The organism is Streptomyces sp. NPDC104226, from assembly GCF_055584085.1.
In genome coordinates this window covers 629940-642960 of the sequence record NZ_JBVJMS010000004.1, presented here as the reverse complement: position 1 = coordinate 642960, position 13021 = coordinate 629940, and the positions used below count along the sequence as shown (strand labels likewise).

The 13021-nt window shown below is 70.6% G+C and carries 11 protein-coding genes; 5 read left to right on the top strand and 6 right to left on the bottom strand.

What is annotated here, in order from left to right:
* Positions 1 to 119: 119 nt before the first annotated feature.
* The 4 genes from ACZ60J_RS16345 to ACZ60J_RS16330 all read right to left on the bottom strand — a co-directional run bounded on the left by ACZ60J_RS16345 (position 120) and on the right by ACZ60J_RS16330 (position 3044).
* Entirely contained in the window at positions 120 to 839 is a 720-nt protein-coding gene (locus ACZ60J_RS16345) for a VC0807 family protein (RefSeq protein WP_469682409.1), read from the bottom strand.
* A gap of 122 nt (positions 840 to 961) precedes the next feature.
* The gene (locus ACZ60J_RS16340) at positions 962 to 1555 is read right to left on the bottom strand and encodes a TetR/AcrR family transcriptional regulator (protein WP_469682407.1); all 594 of its coding nucleotides are present in this window, start codon (positions 1553 to 1555) and stop codon (positions 962 to 964) included.
* Between the two features lie 21 nt (positions 1556 to 1576).
* Positions 1577 to 2632, bottom strand: coding sequence for an aldo/keto reductase (locus ACZ60J_RS16335; protein WP_469682406.1), 1056 nt, complete (start codon positions 2630 to 2632; stop codon positions 1577 to 1579).
* 67 nt (positions 2633 to 2699) lie between these two features.
* On the bottom strand, positions 2700 to 3044 hold the full coding sequence (locus ACZ60J_RS16330) for a DoxX family protein (protein WP_469682405.1): 345 nt from the start codon (positions 3042 to 3044) through the stop codon (positions 2700 to 2702).
* Between the two features lie 90 nt (positions 3045 to 3134).
* On the opposite strand from ACZ60J_RS16330, the gene ACZ60J_RS16325 reads away from it, so the two are divergent.
* Positions 3135 to 3590, top strand: a complete 456-nt coding sequence (locus ACZ60J_RS16325) for a MarR family winged helix-turn-helix transcriptional regulator (RefSeq protein WP_469682404.1) — start codon at positions 3135 to 3137, stop codon at positions 3588 to 3590.
* Between the two features lie 24 nt (positions 3591 to 3614).
* On the opposite strand, the gene ACZ60J_RS16320 is transcribed toward ACZ60J_RS16325, so the two are convergent.
* Entirely contained in the window at positions 3615 to 5075 is a 1461-nt protein-coding gene (locus tag ACZ60J_RS16320; RefSeq protein WP_469682403.1) for an MFS transporter, read from the bottom strand.
* A 64-nt stretch (positions 5076 to 5139) separates the two neighbouring features.
* Between ACZ60J_RS16320 and dusB the strand changes: the two genes are divergently transcribed.
* The 3 genes from dusB (at position 5140) to ACZ60J_RS16305 (ending at position 10951) form a co-directional block, all read left to right on the top strand.
* Complete coding sequence (gene dusB / locus ACZ60J_RS16315; RefSeq protein ID WP_469682401.1) at positions 5140 to 6282, top strand: tRNA dihydrouridine synthase DusB; 1143 nt, start codon at positions 5140 to 5142, stop codon at positions 6280 to 6282.
* A gap of 375 nt (positions 6283 to 6657) precedes the next feature.
* Positions 6658 to 9366, top strand: a complete 2709-nt coding sequence (ppdK, locus tag ACZ60J_RS16310; RefSeq protein WP_469682399.1) for a pyruvate, phosphate dikinase — start codon at positions 6658 to 6660, stop codon at positions 9364 to 9366.
* A 499-nt stretch (positions 9367 to 9865) separates the two neighbouring features.
* Entirely contained in the window at positions 9866 to 10951 is a 1086-nt protein-coding gene (locus ACZ60J_RS16305) for an ArsR/SmtB family transcription factor (protein WP_469682397.1), read from the top strand.
* An 86-nt stretch (positions 10952 to 11037) separates the two neighbouring features.
* Here ACZ60J_RS16305 and ACZ60J_RS16300 read toward each other — a convergent pair whose 3' ends face one another.
* Complete coding sequence (locus ACZ60J_RS16300; RefSeq protein ID WP_469682395.1) at positions 11038 to 12198, bottom strand: alkaline phosphatase PhoX; 1161 nt, start codon at positions 12196 to 12198, stop codon at positions 11038 to 11040.
* A 276-nt stretch (positions 12199 to 12474) separates the two neighbouring features.
* On the opposite strand from ACZ60J_RS16300, the gene ACZ60J_RS16295 reads away from it, so the two are divergent.
* Positions 12475 to 12951, top strand: coding sequence for a group III truncated hemoglobin (locus ACZ60J_RS16295; RefSeq protein ID WP_469682393.1), 477 nt, complete (start codon positions 12475 to 12477; stop codon positions 12949 to 12951).
* Positions 12952 to 13021 lie beyond the last annotated feature (70 nt).

Sequence of the window (13021 nt, the reverse complement as noted above, 5' to 3'; positions counted from 1 at the left end):
AACAAAACCCAACCCCCCCCAGACATCTTTCTATTGGTTTGTGGGGTCCCAACAGAAGGGGGGGGGGGGGTTGGGGGGGGGGGGCGCATTGGCCCACTGCCGTATCGCGGGCCGGCCGGTTACGCGGGCGCCGGACCGGCGGCCGCGGCGGCCGCCAGGGCCGCGGCCCTGGCCTCGCCCTCGGCCTGGCTGCGCTTCGAGAAGCGGATGGTCCAGAAGATCAGCGAGAGCAGGAACCCGTAGATCAGGACGGGGCTGACCCAGACCATCGTGTCGACGCTCAGCGTGTACGCCAGCACCACCCGCAGGGCGGCCTCCACCAGGTACGCGACGCCCCAGACGGTGGTCATCTTCCGCATCGCCCTGCGGAAGTCGGGGTACTGCCAGAGCCCGTTGAAGTACGCCACGCCCTCCTTGGTCCCGTCGGTCCCGAACTTGCGGCCGAAGTAGAACATCAGCGGCCGGGGCGTGAACAGGGTGGCGACGCAGAGTGCGCCGAACAGGCCCGTCACCCCCGAGTCCTTGATGAGCAGGGCGCGTGCCGAGTGCGTACCGATCAGCGCGACGAGGGCGGTGATCACCAGGAAGACCAGGGTGACCACGGCGAACTCGTCGACCTTGCGGCGCCAGGCGAGGTGGACGAGGGAGTCGACCACCGGCCAGACACCGCTGACCAGGAGCGCGGCGAACTCGCTCCAGCCCCGGTCGGTGAGCATGTTGTACGTGAGGATCGGCGCGACCACGTTGAATCCGATGGTCAGGATCCAGCCGATCGCGGCGGCTCCCGCGGAGCGGGCCGGTGGCCCGGACGGTGCTGCCGGTTGTTGCTGAGTGGACACGGTTCCCCCTGGAACGACCTGATGGTGTGCGGTAAGGGGAACCTAGGAACAGGGCAGGTGCGGGGCAAGGGCCCACCGCCCAAAATGATGATCAAGCCGTCCGGACCGGACGGTTCCGCGCCTCAGGCGCGCAGGCCCCGCAGGACCAGGGCGGTGACCGCCTCGAACTCGGCGGTGATCGTCGGCTCCCGCCACTCCGCCGCGTACTGCGGATCGTGGAAGCGGCCGGTGGCGTCGAACACCGCGCGCGCGGCGGCCGGTACGTCGGGCGCACTCAGCGAGCCCTCCGCGACCCCCTCGCCGATGATCCGGGAGATCTGCTCGATCAGCTCGGCGATGTGGTGCTCCACCACGCCGCTGCTCTCGCCGAGCAGCGCGATGTACGTCGCGAACAACTCGGGGTCGTCACCGGCCTTGTGCCGCTTGGCCTCGAACAGCGCCTCCAGCCAGGACTCCAGCTTGGAGGGGGCCGGCTCGGCCGGAGCCGAGGTGATCTCCTCCAGCATGACCACGCTCTTGGCCAGCCAGCGGTCCGTGACCGCCTCGCGCAGCGCGGCCTTCGACGGGAAGTGCCGGTACACGCTGCCGTGGCTGACGCCCAGGGCGCGGGCCACGTCCACCACGGTCGCCTTGGTCGGGCCGAAGCGCCGCAGCACCTCCTCGGTGGCTTCGAGGATGCGCTCGGGGGTCAGGGGTTCGGCGGCTGCGGGTGGCATGAGTACGACCGTACAGCCGGATCAGTGCTCGCTGTCCAGGTGGGCCATCTGCGCTGCCGGGTACCGGTCGCCCGCGGCGGCGCCGGCCGGGACCGCGTCCTCGATGGCGGCGAGGTCGGCGGGGGTCAGGTCGACCTGGAGGGCGCCCAGCGCCTCCCCGAGCCGCTCGCGACTGCGGGCGCCGACCAGCGGCACGATGTCCTCGCCCTGCGCGAGCACCCAGGCGATGGCCGTCTGGGCGACGCTGACGCCCTTCTCGTCGGCGACCTTGCGCAGGGCGTCGACCAGGTCGAGGTTCCGGTCGAGGTTGTCGCCCTGGAAGCGCGGGCTCATCCCGCGGAAGTCGCCCGGAGCCAGTGCCCGGTCACGGGTGAAGTGGCCGCTGATCAGGCCGCGGGACAGCACGCCGTACGCCGTGACGCCGATGCCGAGCTCGCGGGCGGTCGGCAGGATCTCCGCCTCGATGCCGCGCGAGATGAGGGAGTACTCGATCTGGAGGTCGGCGATCGGAGCCACGGCGGCTGCCCGGCGCAGGGTGTCCGCGCCGACCTCGGAGAGCCCGATGTGCCGGACGTGCCCGGCGGTGACGGCCTCGGCGATCGCGCCGATGGTCTCCTCGATCGGCACGTCGGGGTCCACCCGGGCGATGCGGTAGACGTCGATGTGGTCCCGGCCGAGCCGCTGGAGCGAATAGGCCAGGAAGTTCTTGACGGCCTCCGGCCGCCCGTCGTACCCGGTGAAGCCGCCCTCGACCGTGCGCAGGGCGCCGAACTTCACGCTGGTCAGCGCCTGGTCGCGGGCCGCGGCGGGGGCGGTGCGCAGGGCTTCGTTGATGAGGAGCTCGTTGTGCCCCATGCCGTAGAAGTCGCCGGTGTCGAGGAGGGTGACCCCCGCGTCCAGGGCGGCGTGGATGGTGGCGAGGGACTCCGCCCGGTCGGCCTCGCCGTAGAGGGCGGACATTCCCATGCAGCCCAGCCCCAGGGGGAAGACGCCGGGACCGGTGCTGCCGAGGGTGCGGTGCGGTGCGGTGCTCGCTGCCGAGGGGGTGGTTGCCGAGGTGCTCTGGTTCGTGGTCATGGAACGAGAATGGCATGACGGGTGACAGATTTCAATATCTGTCACCCGTTCGCCTGAGGCATCCGCGTCAGGCCGCCGCGCGCAGGGCCAGGGCGGCCGCCGCGACCAGGGCGAGGACGGCCGCGGGGGCGAGGGCGTAGTCCTTCACGCGCAGGTGGCTGATGACCGCGCCGAGGAAGTAGAGGGTCACGCCGACGGCCGCGGCCATGCCCAGCGGGGTCAGCCACAGGCCCGCGACCAGGCCGATCGCGCCCGCCGCCTTGAGGGCGGCCAGCCGGGGGAGCCAGGAGTCGGGCACTCCGACCTTGGTCATGCTCTCGGTGATCGCGGGGTTGCGCTGGAAGGTGAAGGTCGCGGACGCGGCGAGGACGAGGGCGAGCAGGCCGGCGACGACGGCGTAGGCGATGAACATGGAAGGCTCCAACGATCGGTGGTGGTGAATCATTGAATACCATCAACGATCGGCAGGGTGCAATCATTTCCCGGTTGTTACGATGTGGACATGACGGCTATTCAGGACTCCGCGCACGCGCCGCAGCGGCTGGGCCTGCTGCTGGCCTGGCACGGATCGGTCACCCAGACCCGCATGAAGAAGGCGCTCAGCGCCGCCGGACTCACCCCGCGCCACGCGATGACCCTGACGCACCTGGACGGCGGACCCATCGGCCAGCGGGCGCTGGCCGAGCGTCTGGAGGTGGATCCGAGCGTGCTGGTCGGGATCCTCAACGACCTGGAGGGCTCCGGGCTCGTCGAGCGCCGCCGGGACCCGGCCGACCGCCGCCGCCACAACGTCGCCATCACCGAAGCGGGCACCGCAGCCCTCGTGAAGACGAACGCGGCCCTCGACGCGGTGGAGCTCGGACTGTTCGCCCGCCTCTCGGAGCAGGACCGGGACGTGCTGCGCGGTCTGCTGGACCGGATCGACTCGCACAGCGAGGACTTCGCCTGCGACGAGTAGCCGCTGCAGGCGGCCGCCCCCGGCTCAGCGCCGGGGTGCGCCGCCCGTCCGCACGGGGCCGGACTTCGGCTCCAGGGCGCGGGCCGTGCGCAGGGCCGTCTCCCGGGCCCAGGAACCGCTGGTGGCGAAGCCGACGCACAGGACGAGCAGCCCGCACACCGTGATGATCCACCAGGCGGGCCGGGCGGCGGCCACGAACGCGGCGGCGGAACCGGTTCCGCCCGCCATCCCGGCGGCCAGCACCGAGCCGACGACCGCCACGCCCAGCGCCCCGCCGGTCTGCCGGCTGGTGGAGGCCACCGCGGCGGCCACCCCGGCCTGGGAGCGCGGCATCCCGGAGACGGCGGTGTTGGTGATCGGCGCGTTGACCAGCCCGAACCCGATGCCGAAGAGCACGTACCCGCAGAACAGCATCGGCGTCGAGCTCTCGGCCGAGAACGCCGCGAACAGCAGCCCGCTCGCCCCCATGGTCACGCCCGCGACCAGCAGCGGGAGCCGCGGTCCCCGGGTGGCGACGAGCCGACCCGACACCGGCGCGCAGAGGAAGGCGAAGGCCGCCATCGGCAGCATGTACAGGCCGGCGTCCAGGGCGTCGAGGCCCCGTACGTCCTGGAGGTACAGGGTGTTCAGGAACAGGAACCCGGACAGCGCGGCGAAGGCGCTGACCGCGATCACCGTGGCCCCGCTGAAGGGGGCGCTGCGGAAGAACCGCGGGTCGATCAGGGGCTCCGTGCGCCGCGACTCGTAGACCAGCAGCCCGGCCAGGGACAGGGCGGCGACGAGCGCACAGCCCAGGATCAGCGGGGAGCGCAGTCCGGCTGCGGGGGCCTCGATGATCCCGAACGTGACCGAGCCGAGCAGCCCCATGACCAGCAGCTGCCCCACCGGGTCCGGGCGGCGCGGGTGGTCGGCCCGGGACTCCGGGATGTAGCGCAGGGTCAGTACGAGGGCGACGATGCCCACGGGGAGGTTGATCCAGAAGATCGACCGCCAGCCGACCGAGTCCACGAGCAGGCCGCCGATCAGCGGGCCGGCGGCCATGGAGATGCCGACGACGGCTCCCCAGACGCCGATGGCTCGGGCGCGTTCGCGCGGTTCGGTGAAGGTGTTGGTGATGATCGACATGGCGACCGGGTTGAGCATCGAGCCGCCGACGGCCTGCATCATCCGGAAGGCGATCAGCCAGCCCAGGCTCGGCGCGAGCGAGCAGAGCACCGAGCCGGCGGTGAAGAGCACGACGCCGGCGATGAAGACCTTGCGGCGGCCGATCCGGTCGGCGGTGGAGCCCGCCAGCATCAGGAGCGAGGCCAGGACCAGCGTGTACGCGTCGATCGTCCACTGCATGCCGGCCACGGAGGCGCCCAGATCGCGGCGCATGGAGGGGAGGGCGACGTTCAGGACGGTGTTGTCGAGACTGACGATGAGCAGGCTCATGCAGCAGATCGTCAGGATCAGCAGGCGCCGCCGCTGGGTCAACTCGTCCATGATGCCGATAGTACGCCTAACTAACGACATGCGATCAACGGCACGGCTGAGCCACAATGGGGGGATGACCACGCTCCCCCCGCCTCTCGCGATCGGCCCGCACACCGTGCAGCCCCCGGTGGTGCTCGCGCCGATGGCCGGCATCACCAATGCCCCGTTCCGTACGCTGTGCCGCGAGTTCTCCGGCGGCAAGGGGCTGTTCGTGAGCGAGATGATCACGACCCGGGCCCTGGTCGAGCGCAACGAGAAGACCATGCAGCTCATCCACTTCGACGAGACCGAGAAGCCCCGCTCGATCCAGCTGTACGGAGTCGACCCCGCGACGGTCGGCAAGGCGGTCCGCATGATCGTCGAAGAGGACCGCGCCGACCACATCGACCTCAACTTCGGCTGCCCGGTGCCCAAGGTCACCCGCAAGGGCGGCGGCTCGGCCCTGCCGTACAAGCGCAACCTGCTGCGGGCGATCCTGCGCGAGGCCGTCGCGGGCGCCGGCGACCTGCCGGTGACGATGAAGATGCGCAAGGGCATCAACGACGACCACCTCACCTACCTCGACGCCGGCCGGATCGCCGTCGAGGAGGGCATCACCGCCATAGCCCTGCACGGCCGCACCACCGCCCAGCACTACGGCGGCACCGCCGACTGGGAGGCCATCGCGCGGCTCAAGGAGCACGTGCCGGAGATTCCGGTGCTCGGCAACGGCGACATCTGGTGCGCCGAGGACGCGCTGCGGATGGTCCGCGAGACCGGCTGCGACGGGGTGGTCGTGGGGCGCGGCTGCCTGGGGCGGCCGTGGCTCTTCAACGACCTGGTCGCGGCCTTCGAGGGGCGCCCGGAGGACTTCCACAAGCCGACGCTGCGGGAGGTCGGGCAGACCATGCTCCGCCACGCCCAGCTGCTGGGGGAGTGGATCGGCGACGAGGCGCGCGGGGTGATCGACTTCCGTAAGCACGTGGCCTGGTACACCAAGGGCTTCTCGGTGGGATCGGAGATGCGGCAGAAGCTCGCGGTCACCTCCTCCCTGGCCGAGCTGGACGCTCATCTGAGCGAGCTGGACCTGGACCAGCCCTGGCCGGAGAGCGCGGACGGCCCGCGGGGCCGTACGTCCGGAAACAACCGGGTTGTCCTGCCCGAGGGCTGGTTGAAGGATCCGTACGACTGCGCGGGCGTGAGCGAGGATGCCGAACTGGACACGTCCGGAGGGTGAGAACCGGGTGGCAAAACGTGCCGTGAGTGGCGTGACATACGCCACGCATGGGTGAGGTTTCGCTCAGATGAGCGCGTTGGTCACGGGTAAGACTTTCAAAGGGTGGCACTGGGTGCCACCCTTTGTGCGTTCAAGTGTTGAACGCAAATGTATCGATGATCGCTCATCCGAGCGGAAGCAAGCCTTGGTGGGCACCTCACCCTTCGGGACCTGAAGGGTCTTCGTATGTTTTGGCTACTCGTCAGTTACATTCGATTGGCTGGCACCCAGGTGGTTACGGCCACATGACCGCCAAGTGGACGTACCCATAAGCCTTCGATCTGGGTATGTTCCTGGCCGTCAGGGCAGCCACCGAGCCTCGAGGAGTCGAGACCCGTGTCGGAAAACAAAGATCAGAAGTTCGTCTACGACTTCACGGAGGGCAACCGCGACCTCAAGGACCTTCTCGGCGGCAAGGGTGCCAACCTCGCCGAGATGACCAACCTGGGTCTGCCGGTCCCTCCCGGCTTCACCATCACCACCGAGGCCTGCAAGGTCTACCTCGAGAGCGGCGAGGCCCCGGCCGAGCTGCGCGAGGAGGTCGGCGCACACCTCGCCGCCCTCGAGGCGAAGATGGGCAAGAAGCTCGGCCAGTCGGACGACCCGCTGCTGGTCTCCGTGCGTTCCGGCGCCAAGTTCTCCATGCCCGGCATGATGGACACGGTCCTCAACATCGGCCTCTCCGACGAGTCCGTCGCCGGCCTCGCCACCCAGGCAGGCAACGAGCGCTTCGCGTGGGACTCGTACCGCCGCCTGATCCAGATGTTCGGCAAGACCGTCCTGGACGTGGACGGCGAGCTCTTCGAGGAAGCCCTCGACGAGGCCAAGGCCGCCAAGAAGGTCACCGTCGACACCGACCTCGACGCCGCCGACCTCAAGAAGCTGGTCACCCGCTTCAAGAAGATCGTCGCCAAGCAGGCCGGCCGCGAGTTCCCGCAGGACGCCCGCGAGCAGCTCGACCTCGCCGTCGAAGCGGTCTTCAACTCGTGGAACACCGACCGCGCCAAGCTCTACCGCCGCCAGGAGCGCATCCCGAGCGACCTGGGCACCGCGGTCAACATCTGCTCCATGGTCTTCGGCAACCTCGGCCCCGACTCGGGCACCGGCGTCGCCTTCACCCGCGACCCGGCCACCGGCCACGCGGGCGTCTACGGCGACTACCTGCAGAACGCCCAGGGCGAGGACGTGGTCGCGGGCATCCGCAACACCGTGCCGCTCGCGGACCTGGAGACCATCGACAAGGTCTCGTACGACCAGCTCATGACGATCATGACGACGCTGGAGACCCACTACAAGGATCTCTGCGACATCGAGTTCACCATCGAGCGCGGCCAGCTGTGGATGCTCCAGACCCGCGTCGGCAAGCGCACCGCCGGCGCCGCCTTCCGCATCGCCACCCAGCTCGTCGACCAGGGCCTCATCGACGAGGCCGAGGCCCTCCAGCGCGTCAACGGCGCCCAGCTCGCGCAGCTGATGTTCCCGCGCTTCGACGAGAACGCCGGCACCACGCTGCTCGGCCGCGGCATCGCCGCCTCCCCGGGCGCGGCCGTCGGCAAGGCCGTCTTCGACTCCTACACGGCCGTCAAGTGGTCCCGCTCCGGCGAGAAGGTCATCCTGATCCGCCGCGAGACCAACCCCGACGACCTGGACGGCATGATCGCCTCCGAGGGCATCCTGACCTCGCGCGGCGGCAAGACCTCGCACGCGGCCGTCGTCGCCCGCGGCATGGGCAAGACCTGCGTCTGCGGCGCCGAGGACCTCGAGGTCGACACCAAGCGCCGCCGCATGACGGTCGGCGGAACGGTCGTCGAAGAGGGCGACGTCGTCTCCATCGACGGCTCCACCGGCAAGGTCTACCTCGGTGAGGTACCCGTCGTACCGTCCCCGGTCGTCGAGTACTTCGAGGGCCGCATGCACGCCGGCGCCGACGACGCCGACGAGCTCGTCGCCGCCGTGCACCGGATCATGGCCTACGCCGACCGCGTCCGCCGCCTGCGGGTGCGCGCCAACGCCGACAACGCCGAGGACGCGCTGCGCGCCCGCCGCTTCGGCGCCCAGGGCATCGGCCTGTGCCGCACCGAGCACATGTTCCTCGGCGAGCGCCGCGAACTGGTGGAGCGACTGATCCTCGCGGACACCGACGACGAGCGCGAGGAGGCACTCAGTGCCCTCCTGCCGCTGCAGAAGAAGGACTTCGTCGAGCTGTTCGAGGCGATGGACGGACTGCCCGTCACCGTCCGCCTGCTCGACCCGCCGCTGCACGAGTTCCTGCCCGACATCACCGAGCTGTCGGTGCGCGTCGCCCTCGCCGAGTCCCGCAAGGACGCCAACGAGAACGACCTGCGCCTGCTCCAGGCCGTGCACAAGCTGCACGAGCAGAACCCGATGCTGGGTCTGCGCGGCGTCCGCCTCGGCCTGGTCATCCCCGGCCTGTTCAAGATGCAGGTCCGGGCGATCGCCGAGGCCGCGGCCGAGCGCAAGAACGCCAAGGGCGACCCGCGCGCCGAGATCATGGTCCCGCTCGTGGGCACCGTCCAGGAGCTGGAGATCGTCCGCGAGGAGGCCGACGCGGTCATCGCCGAGGTCGAGGCCGCCACCGGCACCGACCTCCGGCTGACCATCGGCACCATGATCGAGCTGCCCCGCGCCGCCCTCACGGCCGGCCAGATCGCCGAGGCCGCGCAGTTCTTCTCCTTCGGCACGAACGACCTGACCCAGACCGTGTGGGGCTTCTCCCGCGACGACGTCGAGGCCAGCTTCTTCACCGCCTACCTGGAGAAGGGCATCTTCGGGGTCTCGCCCTTCGAGACCATCGACCGGGACGGCGTCGGCACGCTGGTCCGCAGCGCCGTCGAGGCCGGCCGGGCCACCCGCCCCGACCTCAAGCTCGGCGTCTGCGGAGAGCACGGCGGCGACCCCGAGTCCGTCCACTTCTTCCACGAGGTCGGTCTGGACTACGTCTCCTGCTCGCCGTTCCGGATCCCGGTCGCGCGCCTGGAGGCCGGCCGCGCCGCCGCCGACGCGAAGGGCAGCGACAGCCGCTGACCCCGCCACGGCCCCGCTGAGGGCCCCCATGACCGCGCCTGCCCCCGGGTTCCCTGACGTCCGGTGGCAGGCGCGCTCTATTTTCCGCGGCCTTCCCTCGGCCTTCCTCGCCCTTCCCGTGGACTTCCCCGGTGTTCCCGGGCGGCGTTCCCGGTCGTTCCCCGTCGTTCCCGGGGCCCAGAATTGGTTCAATGTTGTTCCAGATGCCTTAACGGCAACAGGCGGCGGACGGATCCCCACCCGTCCACCGCCTGTCGCCAATCCGCCGGACACGTCGGCGCTTCCCGGTGCGACCGACCGCCAGGCCCCGCAAAGCCCCCCACGGCCTTCGCGGAGCGTTTCGGTCGCGCCGGAGTGTGCCCGGCGGAGTACAGGATTTCGGTTGTCACACCTTCGCCGAAAGGGGTTTCAACTGTGGCTGAAAGGCCATGGTGACCACGCGTGACGGAGTGCATACTCGAGGGGCGGGGGGATTGCGGTTGCACAGGTGGGGGTTCGGGTGCTGCGTATCCATTTCACTGGAGTGGACCTCGCGCGCGTAAGGATGGCAGGGCGTCCGGATGCGTTGTGGGAAACGATTCTGAGTTTTCACCGTTTACGGGACCGGCGGGATACCCGGCTCTTCGGCGATTGGCGTGCGGAAACCCGCACCAGGCTGAATGGTGAAACCCGACTTCTCGGTGCGCTGATACCGAGCCGCGGGTATTTCCCCGATTTCCTGACCCCGACGGAGGGGCAGTACGGGTGGGACGTGGGCCTCGACGCCCTCCGCGGGATCCGCCCCGAGCGGCTGCGCCGCGAGCTCGTCCTGCTCGGCCGGGGCGTGGAAGCCGGCTCCGGCATGGCCGCGGCCTTCGGGATGCCGGTGACGGAGGGCGGGACCGCGTACCGCGGCCCCGAGCCCCTGGTCCCCAGGCGGCTGCGGGACTTCCTGGAGGGGGACACCGCGCACCTGCCCCGGCTGCTGGGGGAGCTGCGCGGGTACCACCGGGCGGCCGTGGAGCCGTACTGGAGCCACATCCAGGCGCAGATCGAGGCCGAGCGGGCCGCGCGGGGGCGGGCGCTGCTCGACGGGGGCGCGGACGAGCTGCTGGCCTCGCTGCCGCCGATGCTGCGGTGGCGGGCGCCGGTGCTGGAGTGCGACTACCCCGTGGACCGGGACGTACGGCTACGCGGGCGCGGGCTGCTGCTCCAGCCCTCCTTCTTCTGCCGGCGCACGGCGGTGACCCTGCACGATCCGGAGCTGGCGCCCGTGCTGGTGTACCCGGCGGCGGCCGAGCCCTCCGCGGCGCAGGCCGGCGGGGAGGCGGCCCGGCCGGCGGAGGAGCGGCGCCGGCAGCGCCAGCACACCCTGGGCAAGCTCGTCGGGCACACCCGGTCGGTGGTGCTCCAGGCGATCGGCGACGGGGCCACCACGAGCGAGCTGGCGCGCCGGGCCGGGGTCTCGCTGGCCTCCGCGAGCCAGCACGCGGGCGTCATGCGGGAGGCCGGGCTGGTCACCACGCTGCGGCGGGGCAACGCCGTCCTGCACACGGTGACGCCGCTGGGAGCCGCGCTGCTCAAGGGCGGCGCAGGGGTCTCGTGACCGGCCGCACCCCGGCGGGTCCGTGACCCGCCGGGGTGGGGGTGGCCCGAAGGGCCGGACGCGGAAGGGGTCAGACCCGGAAGGGGTCAGACCCGGAAGGGGCCCGTGACCTCGTAGGTGATGCCGCCCGTCGAGCTGCCGCTCGTGCCGCGCTGGCTGCTGAAGTAGAGGCGGTTGCCGGCGGGGGAGAAGGCGGGGCCGGTGATCTCCGAGGAGGACTGCCCGGTGACCCGGAGGAAGGGGGCGACCACGTCGTCCGGGGTGATCACGCAGATCTCCAGGTTGCCGCCGTCCTCGGCGACGTACAGGTCGCCGTACGAGGAACCGGTGACGTTGTCGACGCCCGTCAGGGGGGCGTTGCCGCCGGGGACCAGGGAGTCGTCGTAGGCCAGCTCGTAGGTGCTGTTCGCGAGGTTGAGCTGCCAGACCCGGTTGTCGCCCTTGGTCGTGAACCACACCGTGTCGTTGGCGTAGTGGCAGCCCTCGCCGCCGTTGAACTTCTTCGAGCCCGAGACCTGGGTGCGCGTGGTGGTCGGCGAGCCGTCCGGGTCCGGGACGTCGGCCCAGGTGAAGGAGCCGGAGGCGGCCGTGCCGGCCTTGAGGACCTGGAGGGTGCCGGAGGAGAGGTTGCCCCAGGTGGTGGGGATGAAGCGGTAGAAGCAGCCGTTGGTCTCGTCCTCGGTCAGGTAGACGACCTTGCGCACAGGGTCGGCGGCGGCCGCCTCGTGCTTGAAACGGCCCATGGCGGGGCGCTGCACGGAGGCGTTCACCCCGTAGGGGTCGGTCTCGTAGACGAAGCCGCGGTCGACCTCCTCGCAGGACAGCCAGGTGTTCCACGGGGTCTTGCCGCCCGCGCAGTTCTGGCGGGTGTTGGACAGGATCCGGTAGGCGCCGGTGATGGTGCCGGAGGAGTTGAACTTCACCGCGCTCGCACCGCCGGAGGGGTTGATCTCCGAGTTCGACACGTAGATCCAGCCCGTCCCGTCGGCGAAACAGGCGCCGCCGTCCGGGGCGCTGTGCCAGGTGTACGAGGTGCCGGCGACGGTCTGGCCGGAGCGCGCGATCACCCGGCTGCTGAAGCCCGCGGGCAGCATGATGCCGTTGGCGTCGGCGGCGCCGAGCGCCCCGTAGGGGCCGGAGCCGGGCTGGGCGGGGGCCGCGTAGGCCGCGCCGTGCATCAGCGTGCCGCCGAAGGCGGCGGCGGAGGAGCCGATGACGGCCCCGCGAAGGAAGGTACGACGTTCCACGGTCACTCCTGTGGAGGAGGGGCTCCGCGCCCGGTCGGGCGGGGAGTCACGCACGCGTCGAGGAACTTAGGAGCGTCGAGTTGACGTGACGTCAATTCCACATGACGCGGGAGCGACCGGCACGAGGTGAATCCTCCCGGGGGATTTGCCGAAATCGAAACTGCACCGAAGAGGCGGGAAAGGGGTACCGAAGAGGCATCGGGACGGGTATCGGAGCGGGGTGATGCAGGACTTTCTGCCCTGGGGAGGGGGCGGGTGCGGGAGGATGGTGGAGTGATGGACCACACCGCCGCCGCCCCCGCCGCCGCAGACATCACCGGCCGCGCCGACCTCGACGTCGTGCTGCGCCGCTTCTACACGGCGGCCTTCGCCGATCCGCGGATCGGGCCCTTCTTCACGGAGATCGCCGGCACCGACCTCGACGTGCACCTGCCCCGGATCACCGACTTCTGGGAGCGGGCCCTCTTCCGCAGCGCCGACTACCGGCGCAACGCCTTCGCCCCGCACGCGGCCCTCCAGTCGGCCCGCGAGATGACCGCCGAGGACTTCGGCCGCTGGGTGCAGCTGTGGCGGGCCACGATCGACGGACTGCACCGGGGGCCGAACGCGGAGCGGGCCAAGGCCCAGGGCGAGCGGATCGCGCTGACCCTGCACAAGCGGCTGGCCGGCGCGGACGCGGAGCTGCTGCGCGGCGAGGGCACGGTGGGCTTCGTACCGCTGGCGGCCCTGGAGCTGCGCTCGATGACCGCCTGACCTGCGGTTTCGTAGAGCGTCGAAGAAATCTGAAAAAACTTCGCGGGGGAGCGATGAGTTCTCCGGGGGC

Bases quoted from the DNA above. Each gene is read 5' to 3' on its own strand.
- ACZ60J_RS16340 (WP_469682407.1), bottom strand. From the start codon at position 1,555: ATGCCACCCGCAGCCGCCGAACCCCTGACCCCCGAGCGCATCCTCGAA.
- ACZ60J_RS16335 (WP_469682406.1), bottom strand. From the start codon at position 2,632: ATGACCACGAACCAGAGCACCTCGGCAACCACCCCCTCGGCAGCGAGC.
- ACZ60J_RS16330 (WP_469682405.1), bottom strand. From the start codon at position 3,044: ATGTTCATCGCCTACGCCGTCGTCGCCGGCCTGCTCGCCCTCGTCCTC.
- ACZ60J_RS16325 (WP_469682404.1), top strand. From the start codon at position 3,135: ATGACGGCTATTCAGGACTCCGCGCACGCGCCGCAGCGGCTGGGCCTG.
- ACZ60J_RS16320 (WP_469682403.1), bottom strand. From the start codon at position 5,075: ATGGACGAGTTGACCCAGCGGCGGCGCCTGCTGATCCTGACGATCTGC.
- dusB (WP_469682401.1), top strand. From the start codon at position 5,140: ATGACCACGCTCCCCCCGCCTCTCGCGATCGGCCCGCACACCGTGCAG.
- ACZ60J_RS16295 (WP_469682393.1), top strand. From the start codon at position 12,475: ATGGACCACACCGCCGCCGCCCCCGCCGCCGCAGACATCACCGGCCGC.